Raw genomic sequence first — 15,694 nt, 5'->3', positions numbered from 1 at the left:
GTTTACTATCAGATTAAGTAACTTTTTGTCCGTTCCCCGTTTATCCACACCTCACGCGCTTCACCTTCCGGCAGAACGATATCCAGAGATTTCCACGCTGGTTTGAATTCGCCACGCTGAGTGATCGTGATATCGATACGTTGCGTGCCGCTGACAATGTCCCAGTTGAGCCACAGCGCCTGATTTTGCTGCCAGCGGTGGCTTTCGCCGTCATCCTCGAACAACATGCCTGCTGATGTCACCGCTCCTGGCGCCGGATAAACGTGCAACTCGCGCGCCATGTCCTTGTTGCTGTCCACGTATGCCAGACGCGCAGACTGCGGTAATGCAGCACCGGCGCGAACCAGCAGCGGCAGGCGATCGAGCGGCGCATCGAGGATAATCGTCTGACCGCCTGCGAACCATTCTCCGCTATAGAAATCGCACCAGCCGATGCCGTTGTCCGGAAGATAGACCGCGCGCTCGCGCTGCCCCTCATCGACCACGCTGGCAACCAGTAAATCCCGGCCCATCAGGAAATCGTCGGTTTCGGCGAAGGTGTTTTTATCATGCTCGTGATCGAGGAACGTTGGCCTGAGCATCGGTTCGTCATCGGCGTGTGCCTGCCAGAGCAGCGTGTAGAAGTACGGCAGCAGACGGTAGCGCAGACGGATGGCATCGCGGATAAGCGGCGTCACCTGCGGGTACATCCACGGTTCGTTGACGGTGTGATCGTCATTCCACGAGTGAATGGTAAAGCGCGGATGCATCACGCCGTTTTGCACCCAGCGTACAAACAGTTCGGCGTCGGGTTTATCGCCGGAGAAACCGCCGACGTCGTGCCCGACGTTGTACAGCCCCGATAAGCTCATGCCAATACCCATACGCGTGTTGTAGCGCAGCGTCTGCCAGTTAGTCCGGTTATCGCCGCTCCACGTCTGTACATAGCGCTGCATGCCCGCACAGCCGGATCGTGAAATCAGATACGGGCGGATTTCCGGTGCAAAGCTTTGCTGCGCTTCGAACGACGCACGCATCATCAGCAGCGGCATCACCGGTCGAATGTGTTTAATGGCGATAGATTTACCGAATCCGTGGCAGCGCGCGTCGCTGTCCCAGACTTCGTATTCGTTATTGTCGTTCCACGTCGAACCAATGCCTTTTTCCAGCAACTGCTGCGTGACGCCTTTCTGCCACCAGCGTACGGCGGCCGGATGAGTGAAGTCGAGGTGTGAACCTTCGTCATCCCAGAACACCGATCGCTCAGGCACATTGTTTTCGCTGTCGCGGATAAAGAGCCCCTGCTCCGCCACCTGCTGATACTGCGGGTGATCCTGCAACAGGCACGGCTTGATGTTAGCGGCCAGACGGATACCGGCGTCGAGAAACGCCTGTGACATCACTTCCGGCTGTGGCACTTTTTCGTAATTCCAGTTGAAGACGTAGCGTTTATTGCCAATCGACGTATAACCCGACGAAAGCTGGAACGAATCGCAGGGGATCTCGTGTTGCTGGCACAGTGTGATGAATTTCATCAGCTGCTGCTGAGCGTCAGGTGCATCGGTGTAATACATGGTCGAGCCGCTGTAACCCAGGCTCCATTTCGGACCAAACAGGGTTTTACCGGTCAGCCTGACCAGCTTTTTAGTGACGTCCAGGGAGGTCGGGCCAATAAACAGATAGTAATCCAGATCGCCCGCTTCGGCACTGAAACGACGATATGGCAGATGGTAATTATCCAGCTCTTTGCCAAGATCCAGCCAGACATTGCTGAGATTATCGTAGAACAGGCCAAAACTGACGTCGTTACGGCGGGTCATCGTGAACGGAATATGTTTGTACAACGGATCGGTGCTGGCCGCGTTGTATCCCATTGCATCCAGATTGCGCATTTCGAAGCGGCGGCCGCTGCGGTTGAGATCACCGGCTTTTTCGCCCAGTCCGTAAACGCCGTCCTGCGCCTCACGCCGCTGATAGTGCGCCGACGCGTCGCCTTGCACCGAGAGCATATAGGCACCGGTTTTACGGTCGCTGACCAAAGGCAACCAGTCACCCGCCGCGTTTTTATGTTCCCATTCCAGCCAGAGAGGCTGATGGACGGTCACGCGCAGGGCTTCGGTCGTAACGATCAGGGTATTTTCGCCCTGCGTCATCTGATAACCCGGCAGCGTAAAACCTTCATTGCTCAGACGGTCGCGCCCTTCCCACGGCACATCATTTTGCGGTGCGATGCTCCAGGTGCGATCCAGTGCCAGCTTGCCGTGACGCTGAATAAACACGCGGATTAAGCCGTGCTCCAGCACCCGCAGACAAAACAGATGTTTACCTTCGACACACAGATCCACACCTGCGTCGTTTTGCCCGGCCAGCTCCCAGTATTTCAACGTCTTCATACGTGCTCCCTTTTTGCCGGATTGCGGCGTTCAGCGATCAAAGCAATCAGGAAGACCGCTCCGATCAAATCAAAGAATCCCATGGCGATAAACAACGGGTTAAAACCGATTGTGTCGGCAACGGCGCCGATCAGCAGAGAAAACAGGAAGCTGGCGATCCATGCGGAGGAACCGCGCATTCCGTTTACTGTCGCTACCTGATTTTTATCGAAGGTCTCCACGACCACTGCGCTCAACATGCAGGAAATTACCTGATGGCCGAAGCCGCCGATGGAGATCAGCGCAATCGCTGCGTACGGGCTTTGCGTGAGCGCTACCAGCGCCAGCGACAGCATCATGAATGCGCCGGTGACGGAGCTGGCGACGATGGAGTTGATACGGGTGCAGCCGAAAACTTTGCGATACAGCGTGGTGAGATAGCCGCTGGCGATACTGCCGAGATCGGCGGCCAGGAACGGAAGCCAGGCGAACATCACGATGTGTTTCAAATCCATCCCGCGTTCGTTGGCCAGATACAGCGGTACCCAGAAGCTGAACACCGCCCACGCGGGTTCGGCCAGAAAGGCGGGGATGGCGATACCGTAGAATTTTTTGTTTTTGCAGACGATTTTCAGCGACTGAATAAACGGCAGACGCGTTTGCTGCGGTTCATTGTCCTGACGGATCAGCGCCAGTTCATCTTTGCTCAGATTAGGGTGGGTTTCCGGTGAATGGTAAAACTTCCACCACAGCAAAACCCACAGCATCGAGAGCACACCGCAGAACAGGAACGCCCCGCGCCAGCCGAAAGACAGATGTGCCACCAGAATGATCGGGGGTGCCAGCATCGCGCCAATCGAGAAACCCACACCCGCCCAGCCTGCGGCGACCGGCCGTTCTTTACGCGGGAACCAGTCGGAAATCGCTTTGGCGTTGGCCGGTGTGGCCGCCGCTTCTGCGCTGCCCATGAAAAAGCGCAAAATCGCCAGCTGGATCCAGCTTCCGGCACCGGCGTGCAGCATACACACGACTGCCCAGACAGAAGCACAGATCAGGAAACCGAGCTTCAGGCCGATCACGTCGATCAGCCAGCCACACAGCGGCTGGAAAATGGTGTACGCCGCCTGAAAGGCCGCGACGATGTAAGAATATTGTTCGGTGGTCATGTTCAGGCTGGTTTTGAGTTCCGCAGCCAGTAATCCCAGCGAATTACGGGTGATGTAGTTCACCGTCACGCCGAGTAAAAACAGCGCCAGCATCCACCAGCGTAACGCTTTTATTTTCCTGCGCCCTGTTACCGCAGTCTTCTCAGTGCTGATTTGAATTGTCATGCCTGTTCTCCCACCCGTCGGCCATTGCCGCAGATGATGTGTTATGTAAGGTACTTCGGCAGAGTAGGCAGACGGATCTGTGAGCGAAACGTGATTTTTTGCAAAAGCTTTCACGCTATAACTGCTTAGCGGCATCACGGCAGGCAGAAGCTTGTGCGCTCTTCATCTTATGAGGTGAAAAATTTTGCACAGGCGATTTTGAAGGAGATCACAGTTTGAAAGGAAAGTTAAATATCCAGCAAATTGCCGACCAGACAGGGCTGTCGATCAGCACCGTTTCACGGGTTCTGGCGGGGAAAAATAATACCAGCACCAGGGCCCGCGAGCGGGTGATGGAATGTGCCAAATCGCAGGGCATTTTCACCGGACTTTCTACCGGCCGCCTGATGCTCAATAACATCATGATTTTCGCCCCGGCCCGCGCCTTCGATGTTCGCAGCGATATTTTCTATTACAAAGTGGTGCAGGGGATTCTGGCGGCAACCGCCCATCATGAAGTGCGCGTGCGCTATTGCGCGATGGAAGAAGAGAACGCCGACGCCGCACTCTTTATCGCCAAAATGACCGACCCGCTGACCGAAGCCGCGCTGCTGGTTGGCATCGACGATCCACATATCCATCAGCTCGCCGCCGAAATGGGCAAGCCCTGCGTGCTGGTGAACTGCCATGACCGGTATATGCGCCACGACAGCGTCAGCCCCGATCATCAGACCATGGGCGATTTCGCCTGCGATTATCTGTTCGCTCAGGGGCATCAGCACATCGTGACGTTGCAATGTCTGCGTCGTCATACCATGGAACTACGTCTGAGTGGCATCAGACAGGCATTCGCCCGTCATCATCAGACCTTCAGCGACAGCCATCATCTGCTGAACACCTCGGGTTTTGGCGCGCAGGAAAGCGAGCAGGCAATGCTCAACTATCTGGATGCCTTGCCGGCGGGTCAGCCGCTGCCAACGGCAATTCTGGCGGGCGGTGATTTTATGGCGTCCGGTGTCGTGGCGGCGCTCAGCAAAAAAGGCTTCTCAGTGCCGGGCGATATCAGCGTGCTCAGTACCGACGGGTTTAATCTGGCAGAAATCCACGACGTGCCGCTGACCGCCGTCCACGTGCCGCGTGATGAATTGGGAACCGAAGCCATCGCGCTGTTGCAACGGCGTATGCTGCGCCCTGACGCCCCCTGCACTAACCAGCTCCTTCAGGGAAAACTGGTGGTGCGGGATTCGGTACGTAAGGCTTCTGGCCGGGCAGTCACGCCCCGCGCCCATCAGCTTTATGATCAACAAATCTGATGAATCACACGTTGTAAGAGCGGCAGCCGGACAGATAAATCTCATCTTTGACGGGAGGAACGTGACGCGGTTCTATACTGAGTTGTGACGACTATTCATTAGCCGCTTTTCAGTATCAGACATTCAGAACACCTTTCTTTCACCTGCGGGTGACCCTTGATAAGGAGATTCATGATGAATCACAGTTCAGCGAAGCGTTACAACAGCGTCATTCCACCCTACATGCTCAACCGCATTATCGAACACGGCTCAGAACCTCAGCGCAAATGTGCCCGGCAAACGCTGGTGCATGTAAACACCCTGATGGCACAGCCTTACGCCAAACCGCAAAAGATCGTAACCGCCAAAGCCGGACAGGTGGAGCGCAATATTTATGATGCGAAAAACACTACCCGTCTGCCGGGCGAATCGGTGCGTAAAGAGGGCCAGAAAAGTAACGGCGATATCTCAGTGGATGAAGCCTATGATTATCTCGGCGTCACCTATGATTTCTTTTGGCAAGCGTACCAGCGTAATTCTCTCGACGGAAAAGGTCTGGCGCTGGCCGGCACCGTTCACTATGACAAAGGCTATCAGAACGCCTTCTGGAACGGTCAGCAGATGGTGTTTGGCGACGGTGACGGCGAGATCTTCAACCGCTTTACGATTGCCATCGACGTGGTCGGTCATGAGCTTTCGCACGGTGTGACGGAAAGCGAAGCCGGGCTGGAATATAATGGTCAATCCGGTGCGCTGAACGAATCACTGTCTGACGTGTTCGGCTCGCTGGTCAAACAGTTCCACCTGAAACAAACCGCCGAGAAAGCGGACTGGGTCATCGGCGAGGGCTTGCTGGCCAAAGGCATTCACGGCACCGGACTGCGCTCAATGTCGCACCCCGGCACTGCGTACGACGATCCGCTGCTCGGCAAAGATCCGCAGCCCGCTGACATGAGCGGTTATGTGAATACCCGCGATGACAACGGCGGTGTCCACATCAATTCCGGCATCCCGAACCGTGCCTTTTACCTTGCCGCGACTAAACTGGGCGGTAACGCCTGGGAACGCGCAGGATATGCCTGGTACGATACGGTGTGTGACAAATCGTTGCCTAAAAATGCAGACTTTGTGACGTTTGCCCAACTGACGGTTCAGCATGCCGAAAAACGGTTTGATGCCTCCGTCGCGCAGGCCGTCCGTGAAGCCTGGGAGCAAGTCGGAGTGATGTAAATGAAACCTTTAGAGTCGCTGGAAAGTAATGCGGTTATCGAGATTTACCGTGAAGGTGGTATCGCGTTTATTCCTAAACTCAGCGGGCCGCGAAGGGTTGAGCTTTCAGACATGAGCGATGATAAGCGGCAGCAACTCTGTCAACTTATCAACCAGGCGATGCTCTATGCCCAGGAAAAAGAAAACGCCGGTCATGGAGACCAGCGTTATTTCCGCATCGAGATTTACTTTGCGTCGGCGGAGCATACGGCCAGTCTGGTGGTGATCATTCCGGAAACCGAAGCGCCGGAAGAACTGGTGAATTTATGGAAACAGGCCCAGCCCGACGATCACCCTTCTGAGTAAGGGGTGTACGTAAATATCACCCGCTTTTTAGAAATCATCCCATGCCCGTTTTGGCAGATATAATCCACCGCTCCGCAGGCTTTTAGTTCCTGCAACGGCTGCTGACAATCCGGGCATAACGCTGTTTGCTGATACTCTGTCTGACATGTTTCACATCGAAAGTGACCGCTCACCCAGCTCATCGGCTGGTCGCAAACCGGACAACAGGCATCCATCGTATTTCTCCTCTAAATAACGCCCAGCGTTCGCAATAAATACAGGCCGAGCGCGGTGGTGAAAAATGATCCCAGCGTGGTGACGGCAATAATGTTCGCCGCCAGCGTCGCGTTGCCGCCCATCGCGCGGGTCATGACATAACTGCCCGCCGCCGTTGGTGTGCAGGAAAACAGAAAGATGACGCCAAGCGCCGCATCGCGAAAACCAAACGCCCAGGCGCCGGCAGTCATCAGCGCCGGAACGAATATCACACGCGAAGCCGATGACCAGGCTGCGACGTTTGAACTGCGAAACATTGCCCGCCAGTCGAGGCTGGCACCCGCGCACAACATCGCCAGCGGCAGAGCCATGCCGGAGATAAACGCGCCAGTGCTGGCAAGGGTAGCTGGCATCGGCAAATGGCTATGCTGGAAGATCAGCCCGAGCACCAGACCAATGATCAGCGGATTGGTTACTACGCCGTATAAAATCGGCTTTATCCCGATACGTTTGCCCTGCCCGCCCTTCAGGCTGCGCGTCAGCGTGATCACCGACAGGACGTTAAACAGAATCACCGTCACCGCCAGGTACATCGAACCGAGCGCGATCCCTTCGCTGCCAAACGCCAGCGAAGCGTAAGCCAGCCCCGCAATTCCGGTATTAGCGCGAAATCCTCCCTGAACAAAAATGCCACGCTCACGCGGATCTTTCACCAGTTTTAGCGCCACCAGTTCCAGCAGCAGGAAAGAAATAACCGTCGCGACACCACCGTAAATGGCCAGCGGCAGATTGGAACCTGAAGAATCATGCCCCTGCGCCACGCTGAAAAAGAGCAGGCAAGGTAACGCGATATTGAAAACTAACCGGCTGGCTTTCTCATTAAAACTATCGTCCATCAGGCCAGTACGGCGCAGCACCATGCCCAACAACAAAATTAATAAATTAGGTACCGTGACGCCAAATGCAAAACTCCAGGTCTGCCAGAACATCCAGCCAACTCCTCGCGCAAAATTGAGACAAAAAAATGGGGTACATTTTCATGCACCCCATCAGTTTTAGGATTTGTTTTTCAGGTGCTGCAGCAGGCGTCTGCGCTTACGCTGCTGATGTGGTGACAGCGTGTTTTTCTTGCCTTCATAAGGGTTCTCACCCTCTTTGAACTGGATGCGGATCGGCGTACCCATCACTTTCAGTGAACGACGGAAGTAGTTCATCAGATAGCGCTTGTAAGAATCAGCCAGATCTTTCACCTGATTTCCGTGGATCACCACGATTGGCGGGTTATAACCCCCGGCGTGGGCATATTTCAGTTTCACACGACGACCGTTTACCAGCGGAGGCTGGTGATCGTCAGCAGCCATCTGCATGATACGGGTCAGCATAGAAGTGCTGACGCGCGTGGTCGCGCAAGTGTAGGCTTCAATCACGGATTCGAACAGGTTACCCACGCCGCTGCCGTGCAGAGCAGAGATAAAGTGAATACGCGCGAAGTCGACGAAGCCAAGGCGCAGATCCAGCTGATCTTTCACCTGAGCACGCGCTTCCTCACTCATGCCATCCCATTTATTCACCACAATCAGCAGTGAGCGCCCGCTGTTGAGGATGAAGCCTAACAGCGAAAGATCCTGATCGGAGATACCGTCGCGGGCATCAATCACCAGCATCACGACGTTCGCGTCTTCAATTGCCTTCAGGGTTTTAATGACGGAGAATTTTTCAACAGTTTCGGTAACTTTACCGCGCTTACGCACACCGGCGGTGTCGATCAGAACGTATTCACGTTCGTCGCGCACCATCGGGATATAAATACTGTCGCGGGTGGTACCCGGCATGTCGTAAACCACGACGCGCTCTTCGCCCAAAATGCGGTTAGTCAGTGTGGACTTACCCACGTTCGGACGCCCGACAATAGCCAGTTTGATTGGCAAAGATTGCGGATCGAAATCGTCTTCTTCGTCTTCCGGGATTTCATCACCGGTGGCTTCCTGCTCTGCCCAGTAAGCGGCGTTAGCCTCTTCTTCGGTCAGTTCGACTTCTTCAGGTTTAGCCCCAACGAACGGTACCAGTACGTGCTCAATCAATTGTGCCACACCACGGCCATGCGAGGCCGCGATAGGGTAGACTTCGCCTAAACCGAGTGAGTAGAAGTCACCGACGGCGCTGTCGGGGTCAATACCGTCAGTTTTGTTCGCCACCAGGAAAGTCGCTTTTTCACGGCTGCGAAGATGCTGGGCAATGCCCTGATCGGCAGGCATCAGGCCCGCGCGCGCATCGACCATGAACAGAACGATGTCCGCTTCTTCGATAGCCAGCAGAGACTGGCCAGCCATACGGGTTTCAACACCATCTTCGGTACCGTCTATACCGCCGGTATCCACGATGATGAATTCATTACCCTCAATCTCAGCACGACCATACTTGCGGTCACGCGTTAGCCCCGGGAAATCCGCAACCAGCGCGTCACGCGTCTTGGTCAAACGGTTAAATAAAGTGGATTTACCCACATTCGGGCGCCCAACAAGCGCAACGACAGGTATCATTTTGAAGCCTCAGTGTTTTTATTTATAGCTAAACGCAAATAGTCTGTTGCCCTTCTGTTTCGGACAAACAGCTATAATTCAATTTGTTACAGCGCAATCCAGATTTCAAATTGCACGGTTTTCAGAATACGAAACGGCCCCTGAGCAATTCAGGAGCCGTTTTTAAGCCCGTGATCAAACGATCTCAGGGCCAGACGCCGGGCGCGGTTTTAGCGGGTGAAGGAGTAGACTTCGCCACCTTTCGCTTGTACCACCAGCTTGTCGCTTGCCACAATCGGCGCACTCAGGAAGCCATCACTGTCGACTTTCTGCTGAGCAACGAAACGACCGTCCGTGGTGTTGATCCAGTGCAGATAGCCTTCTGAATCACCGACTACGATATACCCATTATACAGCACTGGCGCGGTAAGATTGCGGTGCAACAGATCACTTTGACGCCACAGGCTCACGCCGCCCTGCGTATCCAGCGCCATCACACGGTCATCCTGATCGACCATGTAGATACGACCCGCATCGACGATGATGTCATTCACAGAGCCGACATCACGTTTCCACATCACCTGACCAGAACGCAGATCCATCGCCACCAGATTGCCGTTGTAAGCCAGCGCATAAACAACGCCATCAACGATAACCGGTGTGGTGTCCACATCACTCAGACGGTCGATTTCAGTCGTACCGGTGGTTTGTGAAATACGCTGCTGCCAGATCAGCTGACCTTCTTTCATCAGCACGGCGCTGACGCGGCCGTTATCACCGCCGACAATGGCTGCACCGAAGGCAACCGCCGGGGCAGATTCACCGCGCAGAGACAGCGTCGGCATATCGAGGTTAGCGGTCCACTGGATTTTACCATCAGACTCGCTCAGACCCTGCAACATACCGTTGCCAGTGTGTACCAGCACTAAACCATCGCTGACCACAGGACGGGACAATGCTTCGCCCGCCACTTTGGTCTGCCATGCCACGGTGCCATCTTCAGTATTCAGCGCATAAACCACCGCTTTTTCACTGCCGACGTACACATGGCCGCCGGAAACGGTCAGGCCGCCGGAAAGCTGTGCCGAACGATTGCTGGAGAGGAAACCAGTTTTTTCAGACAGGTTAACACTCCATTTTTCTTTACCGCTGTCAGCATCCAGCGCTTTCACAATGCCAAAACGATCGGCTGCGTAAATGGTGCTGTCCTGCCAGGCCGGACGCAGATGGGAGTAAAAATCACCTACGCCATCGCCTACGGATTTGCTCCAGACTTTCGTCGGAGTAAATTGATTCTCAACTTTTGGCAGCGGGGACATTTTGACGACATCTTCTTCGCTGTTAAACAATGAACAGCCACTCAGCAGGGCAACAGAAACCCATCCTACCAAGAGTGTTTTACGCAATTGCATCGGGGTTCCCCTTAGCTGGCTAAGTTGTTCAATTTCATACGCAGCATCGTTTGCAGCGTTTGAGAGGGTTTAGATTCCAGACCTTTGCTGAAGGCATCACGAGCCCCTTTCGCATCGCCTTTAGCGAGCAGAACATCACCACGGATGCCTTGCTGCATTGCTGCCCAGCCTTCACCCTTCACGCCGTCTAACGTTTTGAGTGCATCATCAAATTTGCCTTGCTGCATCTGGACACGTGCCAGACGTAAATTCACCAGCGAGCGTAAATTGTCTTCTTTGGCCTGCCCCTGCGCCTGCGTTAACTGCTTTTCAGCATTGGCGAAATCTTTCGTTTCGACAAAGTGATCGGCCAGTTGCAGAGCGGCAAACACACCGTAATTGTTGTCATTGCTCTGAGCAAACTTCTCGAGCTCGGCCACGCCTTGCGCATTTTTGCTGGCCATTGCCTGATTAGCTTTCTGGAAAGACGCAGAAGCTTCCGTCAGGGCAGAGTCCTGATGGCTCTGCCAGAAACGCCAGCCGCCCAGGGCTACAATACCCAGAACAACGCCAATGGCCAGCGCTTTACCGTTTTCGGCAAAGAAGCGACGTACAGCATCAACCTGTTCATTCTCAGTGGTATAGACTTCCACAGTGTCCTTCTCCTTAACCCAACATCGAAGCCAGACGCCCAGCAACTTCACTGTGCGTCAGCGTTTCTTGTGTTCCAGTTTGCAGGTCTTTGACTACAACCTGCTGGTTAGCGACTTCATCTTCGCCTAATACCAGGGCAACGCGCGCACCCCATTTATCAGCACGGGCGAATTGCTTCTTGAAGTTGCCGCCACCGTAATTCGTCATCACTTTCAGTTCCGGCATGGCATCACGCAGCGTTTCAGCCAGTTTCATGGCTACACCTTGTGTACCCGCGCCGGAAGAAATAACGTAAGCATCTACCGTCGCAGGTGCTTTGAAGTCCGGGTTTACGGCCTGAACCAGTAATACCAGACGCTCAAGCCCCATCGCAAAACCGACGGCAGGTGTCGCACGACCGCCCAATTGTTCTACCAGCCCGTCGTAACGGCCACCCGCACACACGGTACCCTGTGAGCCCAGACTGCTGGTTACCCACTCGAACACGGTGCGGTTGTAATAATCCAGACCGCGCACAAGTCGCTGATTAATCGTATATGGGATACCAGACTGCTCTAAAAGTTCACACAGACCTGCAAAGTGTTCTCTTGATTCATCATCAAGATAGTCACCGAGCTCTGGCGCATCGTTCAGTAGCGTCTGAATGTCCGGATTTTTGGAATCCAGAACACGCAGAGGATTACTGTACATACGACGTTTGCAGTCTTCATCCAGCTTGTCTTTATGCTGCTCAAGGAAAGCTACCAGTGCGTCACGATAGTTCGCGCGGGCTTCCAGTGAACCGATAGAGTTCAGTTCCAGCGTTACGTGCTCGGAGATGCCCAACGCACGCCACCAGCGGGCGCTCAGCAGGATCAGTTCAGCATCAATATCCGGGCCTTGCAGACCGAAGACTTCGACACCCAACTGATTAAACTGACGATAGCGTCCTTTTTGCGGACGCTCGTAGCGGAACATCGGGCCGATGTACCACAGACGTTGTTCCTGATTGTACAGCAGACCATGCTCGATACCGGCGCGCACACAGCCAGCCGTCCCTTCAGGGCGCAGCGTCAGGCTTTCACCGTTGCGATCCTCAAAGGTGTACATTTCTTTTTCCACGACATCGGTCACTTCACCGATAGCGCGTTTAAACAATGGGGTCTGCTCTACAATCGGCATACGGATTTCGCTGTAGCCGTAACCACCGAGTACCTGTTTCAAAGTACCTTCGATACGCTGCCACAGCGCGGTGTCTTCCGGCAGGTAGTCGTTCATGCCGCGAATGGCCTGGATATTCTTTGCCACGTCAGTTCTCTATCGTTTTATAAAAAATGAACCCGATTATAGGGGGTTTGTGGTCTGCGGTTCAACGCACAGACGCCATCACCCCTGTCGGGTTCAATATAATGCGGGCTTACTCTGACGCCCGCAACCGATGTTACTTTTCAAGATGATTGATAACGATACGTTTACTCTCATCCATAATCGCCGCTTTGGCGCGGATCTTGGCTTCTAACTGATCGATCATCAGTTCGTTATCAAAACGATCTCTCTGACGAACGCCGTCTTCATAGAAACCGCTTTTATTATGACCGCCAGTGACGCCAATCGTAGAAACCAGCGCTTCGCCCGGACCGTTCACCACGCAACCGATGATGGAAACATCCATTGGCGTGATCAAATCTTCCAGACGCTGCTCTAATGCATTGACGGTGCCGATGACATCAAACTCCTGGCGCGAACAGGTCGGACAGGCAATAAAGTTGATCCCACGGGAACGGATGCGTAACGATTTCAGAATATCAAAACCGACTTTGACTTCTTCGACCGGATCGGCGGCAAGCGAGATACGCAACGTGTCGCCGATACCTTCAGACAACAGCAGGCCGAGACCGATGGCAGATTTCACCGAACCGGCGCGTAAACCGCCGGCTTCCGTGATGCCCAAATGCAAAGGCTGATCGATACGCTTCGCCAAAAGACGATAAGACTCGACGGCAAGAAACACATCAGAGGCTTTTACGCTGACTTTGAACTGATCAAAGTTAAGTCTGTCGAGAATATCGACATGGCGCATCGCAGATTCCAGCAGCGCTTCCGGCGTAGGTTCGCCGAACTTTTCCTGGATATCTTTTTCCAGAGAGCCACCGTTCACACCGATACGGATAGGAATATTGTAGTGACGGGCGCAGTCCACCACGGAGCGGATGCGTGATTCATTACCGATGTTGCCCGGATTAATGCGCAGGCAATCAACTCCGTATTCAGCCACTTTCAGCGCGATACGGTAGTCAAAATGGATATCAGCAACGAGCGGAACATCCACCTGCTGCTTGATAAGCTTGAACGCCTCAGCGGCATCCATGGTAGGCACAGAAACGCGGACAATATCGACGCCCACGCGTTCCAGCGATTTGATCTGGGCGACCGTCGCCGCGACATCTGTGGTGCGGGTGTTGGTCATCGATTGCACAGCAATCGGCGCGCCATCACCTACAGGCACCTTGCCGACATAAATCCGGGTTGATTTGCGACGGGTAATGGGTGCTTGGTTATGCATTACTTCACTCTCCATCGTTGCAATCGTCCGACAAGCTGCCGATTACTCGGCAGCGATAGTCAGGCGCGCAACACGGCTTGATTTTACAAAACGACTTAAATCAACCGGCTTGCCCTGGAATTGAATATCCACTGCACCCGGTGCGCCGATTTTCAGCTTATAAGGTGCAGTTCCCTTCACGCTCAGGGTTTCGCCGCCTTTTTTGATGCCGCTGAACAAGGTTTTACCTGACGCGTCATCGATCTGTAACCAGCAATCGGCTTTGAATGTCAAAGCGACAGCTTGCGGATCAGCACCTGCAGCAGCAGTTTGTGCATCACCGGTTGGCAGACCATTCTCAGCCGTTGCTGGCTGGCTGGTGGATACCGCAGCAGGTGCTTGTGCTGCAGGCGTTCCGGAGGAAGCCGGTGCGCTGTTATCCGTTGGCGTTTGCGCCGTGTTCAAAGGAATTGAGTTCTGTAATTGTGGTGCCGTCGCTGCTGCGTCAGGCGCAGAAGAGGGATCTTCTGTCGTCGGTGCAGAATTAGCGTTGTCACCACCGCCCAGAGGTATAGTTTGCCCCTGGCCGTTATCCTGATTCAGTTGGGCCGTAGACTGATCGGCCATTGTCGCGATTTCTTCCTGCTGCGCCTGATGGTTTTGCCACCACCATGCACCGGTCAGGCCAATCACCACAAATACCACCAGCCAGGTAAAGCCCATCAGCCAGCCATCGCGTTTTTTGCGAGACTTACCGAGAGAGAAACCCTGCATAGAAGCGACTTTCGGCACTTTAATCGGGGCTTGCTTACCAATCAGGTTTAAGAGCTCTTCTTCCGGGATATGAACCAGTTTGGCATAGGAACGAAGATAACCACGCAGGAAAGTCGGCGCGAGATCGGCCGGCGTCGCATCTTCTTCAATTTGGCGAATCGTAGAGACTTTCAGACACAGGCGTTCTGCAACGGCCTGATGGCTGAGCCCTAACTCTTCACGTGCCTGACCCAGGCGTTGGCCTGCGGTCAATTTAACTTTATTTTCTTGGGAGGCTTCAGTATTCATTAGCTAAGAACTGCTGGTACTGTTTGGATTGTGGATAACTTCGCGCAAGCTGCTTACCGAAGCGTTGAACGCTGTCCGGATTGCCCGCTAACGCAGCGAATCGAATTTGTAACATAATGCTGTCAGCCGTGGCTGGCAGGACATGCTGGTAGATATCCAGTAGAAGTTTCGCCTGAGCGCGATTCCCTTCTTCAAATTCTTTGGTTGCCTCTGTCAGCAAGGGTGCGCCTTTATCGGGATCGGTTTTTAATGCCCGGCTCAGTAACACTCGCGCTTCCTCATTCTGATTTGCCTTCAGAAAACAGTAGCCTGCATTTTCGAGACTGTCTGCCACCTGACCGTAATCAGGCGCATTGGCTGCGGCGCTAAACTGCTGTTGTGCCGGTACATACTGCCCTAAACTACACAAAAACGCACCGTAATTATTTAAGACGGTCCCATTTTGCGGAGCCAGCTTCAGCGCTTGCTGATAGCGGCTTTCAGCAGCTTTCTGATCGCCGGTTTTTTGCTCGTAAAGTGCCATGCCCAACTGAGTACGATAATCATCCGGCGCACTGTCTGCGGCTTTTTGCAGATTTTGTTTCGCCGCATCCATATTCCCCTGAGAAAGATACGCCATTCCCAGTTCAAGACGCGTTTGGGAGGCACCGGTTGCTGCCTGCGTCTCTTTCGGGGAGCTTGAACACCCCGTCAACAGAGAAACCGCCAAACCGGCAGCCATCAGCATTTTCGTACTGTCTTTCATTGCCATGCTTAATTCCCTTTATTCTGCCACCGACAATAAAACGCAGGGCTTTGAGGGATACCTCCAGGCCCTGCGCTGA

General features: G+C 54.0%; 14 protein-coding genes. 3 read left to right on the top strand and 11 right to left on the bottom strand.

Translation table 11 applies throughout. The features are described 5' to 3' along the window. Positions 1-8: 8 nt before the first annotated feature. Both ACMHLI_RS08780 and ACMHLI_RS08775 read right to left on the bottom strand, forming a co-directional pair. The gene (locus ACMHLI_RS08780; protein ID WP_413529133.1) at positions 9-2,372 is read right to left on the bottom strand and encodes a TIM-barrel domain-containing protein; all 2,364 of its coding nucleotides are present in this window, start codon (positions 2,370-2,372) and stop codon (positions 9-11) included. Continuing rightward, on the bottom strand, positions 2,369-3,682 hold the full coding sequence (locus tag ACMHLI_RS08775) for an MFS transporter (protein WP_413529132.1): 1,314 nt from the start codon (positions 3,680-3,682) through the stop codon (positions 2,369-2,371). The genes ACMHLI_RS08780 and ACMHLI_RS08775 overlap by 4 nt, the downstream gene beginning before the upstream one ends. A gap of 215 nt (positions 3,683-3,897) precedes the next feature. Here ACMHLI_RS08775 and ACMHLI_RS08770 point away from each other — a divergent pair, with 215 nt between their 5' ends. From ACMHLI_RS08770 to ACMHLI_RS08760, 3 genes are all read left to right on the top strand, one after another. Continuing rightward, positions 3,898-4,974: a LacI family DNA-binding transcriptional regulator gene (locus tag ACMHLI_RS08770; protein WP_413529131.1), complete on the top strand. Its 1,077-nt coding sequence runs from the start codon at positions 3,898-3,900 to the stop codon at positions 4,972-4,974. Positions 4,975-5,148: 174 nt separating this feature from the next. After that, positions 5,149-6,183, top strand: a complete 1,035-nt coding sequence (locus ACMHLI_RS08765; RefSeq protein WP_413529518.1) for a M4 family metallopeptidase — start codon at positions 5,149-5,151, stop codon at positions 6,181-6,183. Continuing rightward, the gene (locus tag ACMHLI_RS08760; RefSeq protein ID WP_413529130.1) at positions 6,184-6,528 is read left to right on the top strand and encodes a protealysin inhibitor emfourin; all 345 of its coding nucleotides are present in this window, start codon (positions 6,184-6,186) and stop codon (positions 6,526-6,528) included. On the opposite strand, the gene ACMHLI_RS08755 is transcribed toward ACMHLI_RS08760, so the two are convergent. The 9 genes from ACMHLI_RS08755 to pilW all read right to left on the bottom strand — a co-directional run bounded on the left by ACMHLI_RS08755 (position 6,513) and on the right by pilW (position 15,597). After that, positions 6,513-6,743 (bottom strand): zinc ribbon domain-containing protein, encoded by a 231-nt coding sequence (locus ACMHLI_RS08755; RefSeq protein WP_413529129.1) that lies wholly within the window; start codon positions 6,741-6,743, stop codon positions 6,513-6,515. The genes ACMHLI_RS08760 and ACMHLI_RS08755 overlap by 16 nt on opposite strands. Positions 6,744-6,755: 12 nt before the next feature. Beyond that, positions 6,756-7,712 carry an AEC family transporter gene (locus ACMHLI_RS08750; protein ID WP_413529128.1) on the bottom strand — a complete coding sequence of 319 codons (957 nt, stop codon included), beginning with the start codon at positions 7,710-7,712 and terminating at the stop codon, positions 6,756-6,758. Between the two features lie 66 nt (positions 7,713-7,778). Then, positions 7,779-9,263, bottom strand: a complete 1,485-nt coding sequence (gene der / locus ACMHLI_RS08745) for a ribosome biogenesis GTPase Der (RefSeq protein ID WP_112164827.1) — start codon at positions 9,261-9,263, stop codon at positions 7,779-7,781. Between the two features lie 209 nt (positions 9,264-9,472). Then, on the bottom strand, positions 9,473-10,654 hold the full coding sequence (gene bamB / locus ACMHLI_RS08740) for an outer membrane protein assembly factor BamB (RefSeq protein ID WP_413529127.1): 1,182 nt from the start codon (positions 10,652-10,654) through the stop codon (positions 9,473-9,475). A gap of 11 nt (positions 10,655-10,665) precedes the next feature. Continuing rightward, on the bottom strand, positions 10,666-11,286 hold the full coding sequence (locus ACMHLI_RS08735) for a YfgM family protein (protein WP_413529126.1): 621 nt from the start codon (positions 11,284-11,286) through the stop codon (positions 10,666-10,668). Between the two features lie 13 nt (positions 11,287-11,299). Then, on the bottom strand, positions 11,300-12,574 hold the full coding sequence (gene hisS, locus ACMHLI_RS08730) for a histidine--tRNA ligase (protein ID WP_413529125.1): 1,275 nt from the start codon (positions 12,572-12,574) through the stop codon (positions 11,300-11,302). A 133-nt stretch (positions 12,575-12,707) separates the two neighbouring features. Next, positions 12,708-13,829: a flavodoxin-dependent (E)-4-hydroxy-3-methylbut-2-enyl-diphosphate synthase gene (ispG, locus tag ACMHLI_RS08725; protein WP_413529124.1), complete on the bottom strand. Its 1,122-nt coding sequence runs from the start codon at positions 13,827-13,829 to the stop codon at positions 12,708-12,710. A 42-nt stretch (positions 13,830-13,871) separates the two neighbouring features. Next, complete coding sequence (gene rodZ / locus ACMHLI_RS08720; protein WP_413529123.1) at positions 13,872-14,870, bottom strand: cytoskeleton protein RodZ; 999 nt, start codon at positions 14,868-14,870, stop codon at positions 13,872-13,874. After that, complete coding sequence (gene pilW / locus ACMHLI_RS08715) at positions 14,860-15,597, bottom strand: type IV pilus biogenesis/stability protein PilW (protein ID WP_413529517.1); 738 nt, start codon at positions 15,595-15,597, stop codon at positions 14,860-14,862. The genes rodZ and pilW overlap by 11 nt, the downstream gene beginning before the upstream one ends. Positions 15,598-15,694: the final 97 nt, after the last annotated feature.

The organism is Rahnella inusitata, assembly GCF_965118895.1.
Lineage (GTDB): Bacteria > Pseudomonadota > Gammaproteobacteria > Enterobacterales > Enterobacteriaceae > Rahnella > Rahnella inusitata_A.
Note: the sequence above shows the minus strand (reverse complement) of the source record. Positions and strands in the feature narration are given on the sequence as shown.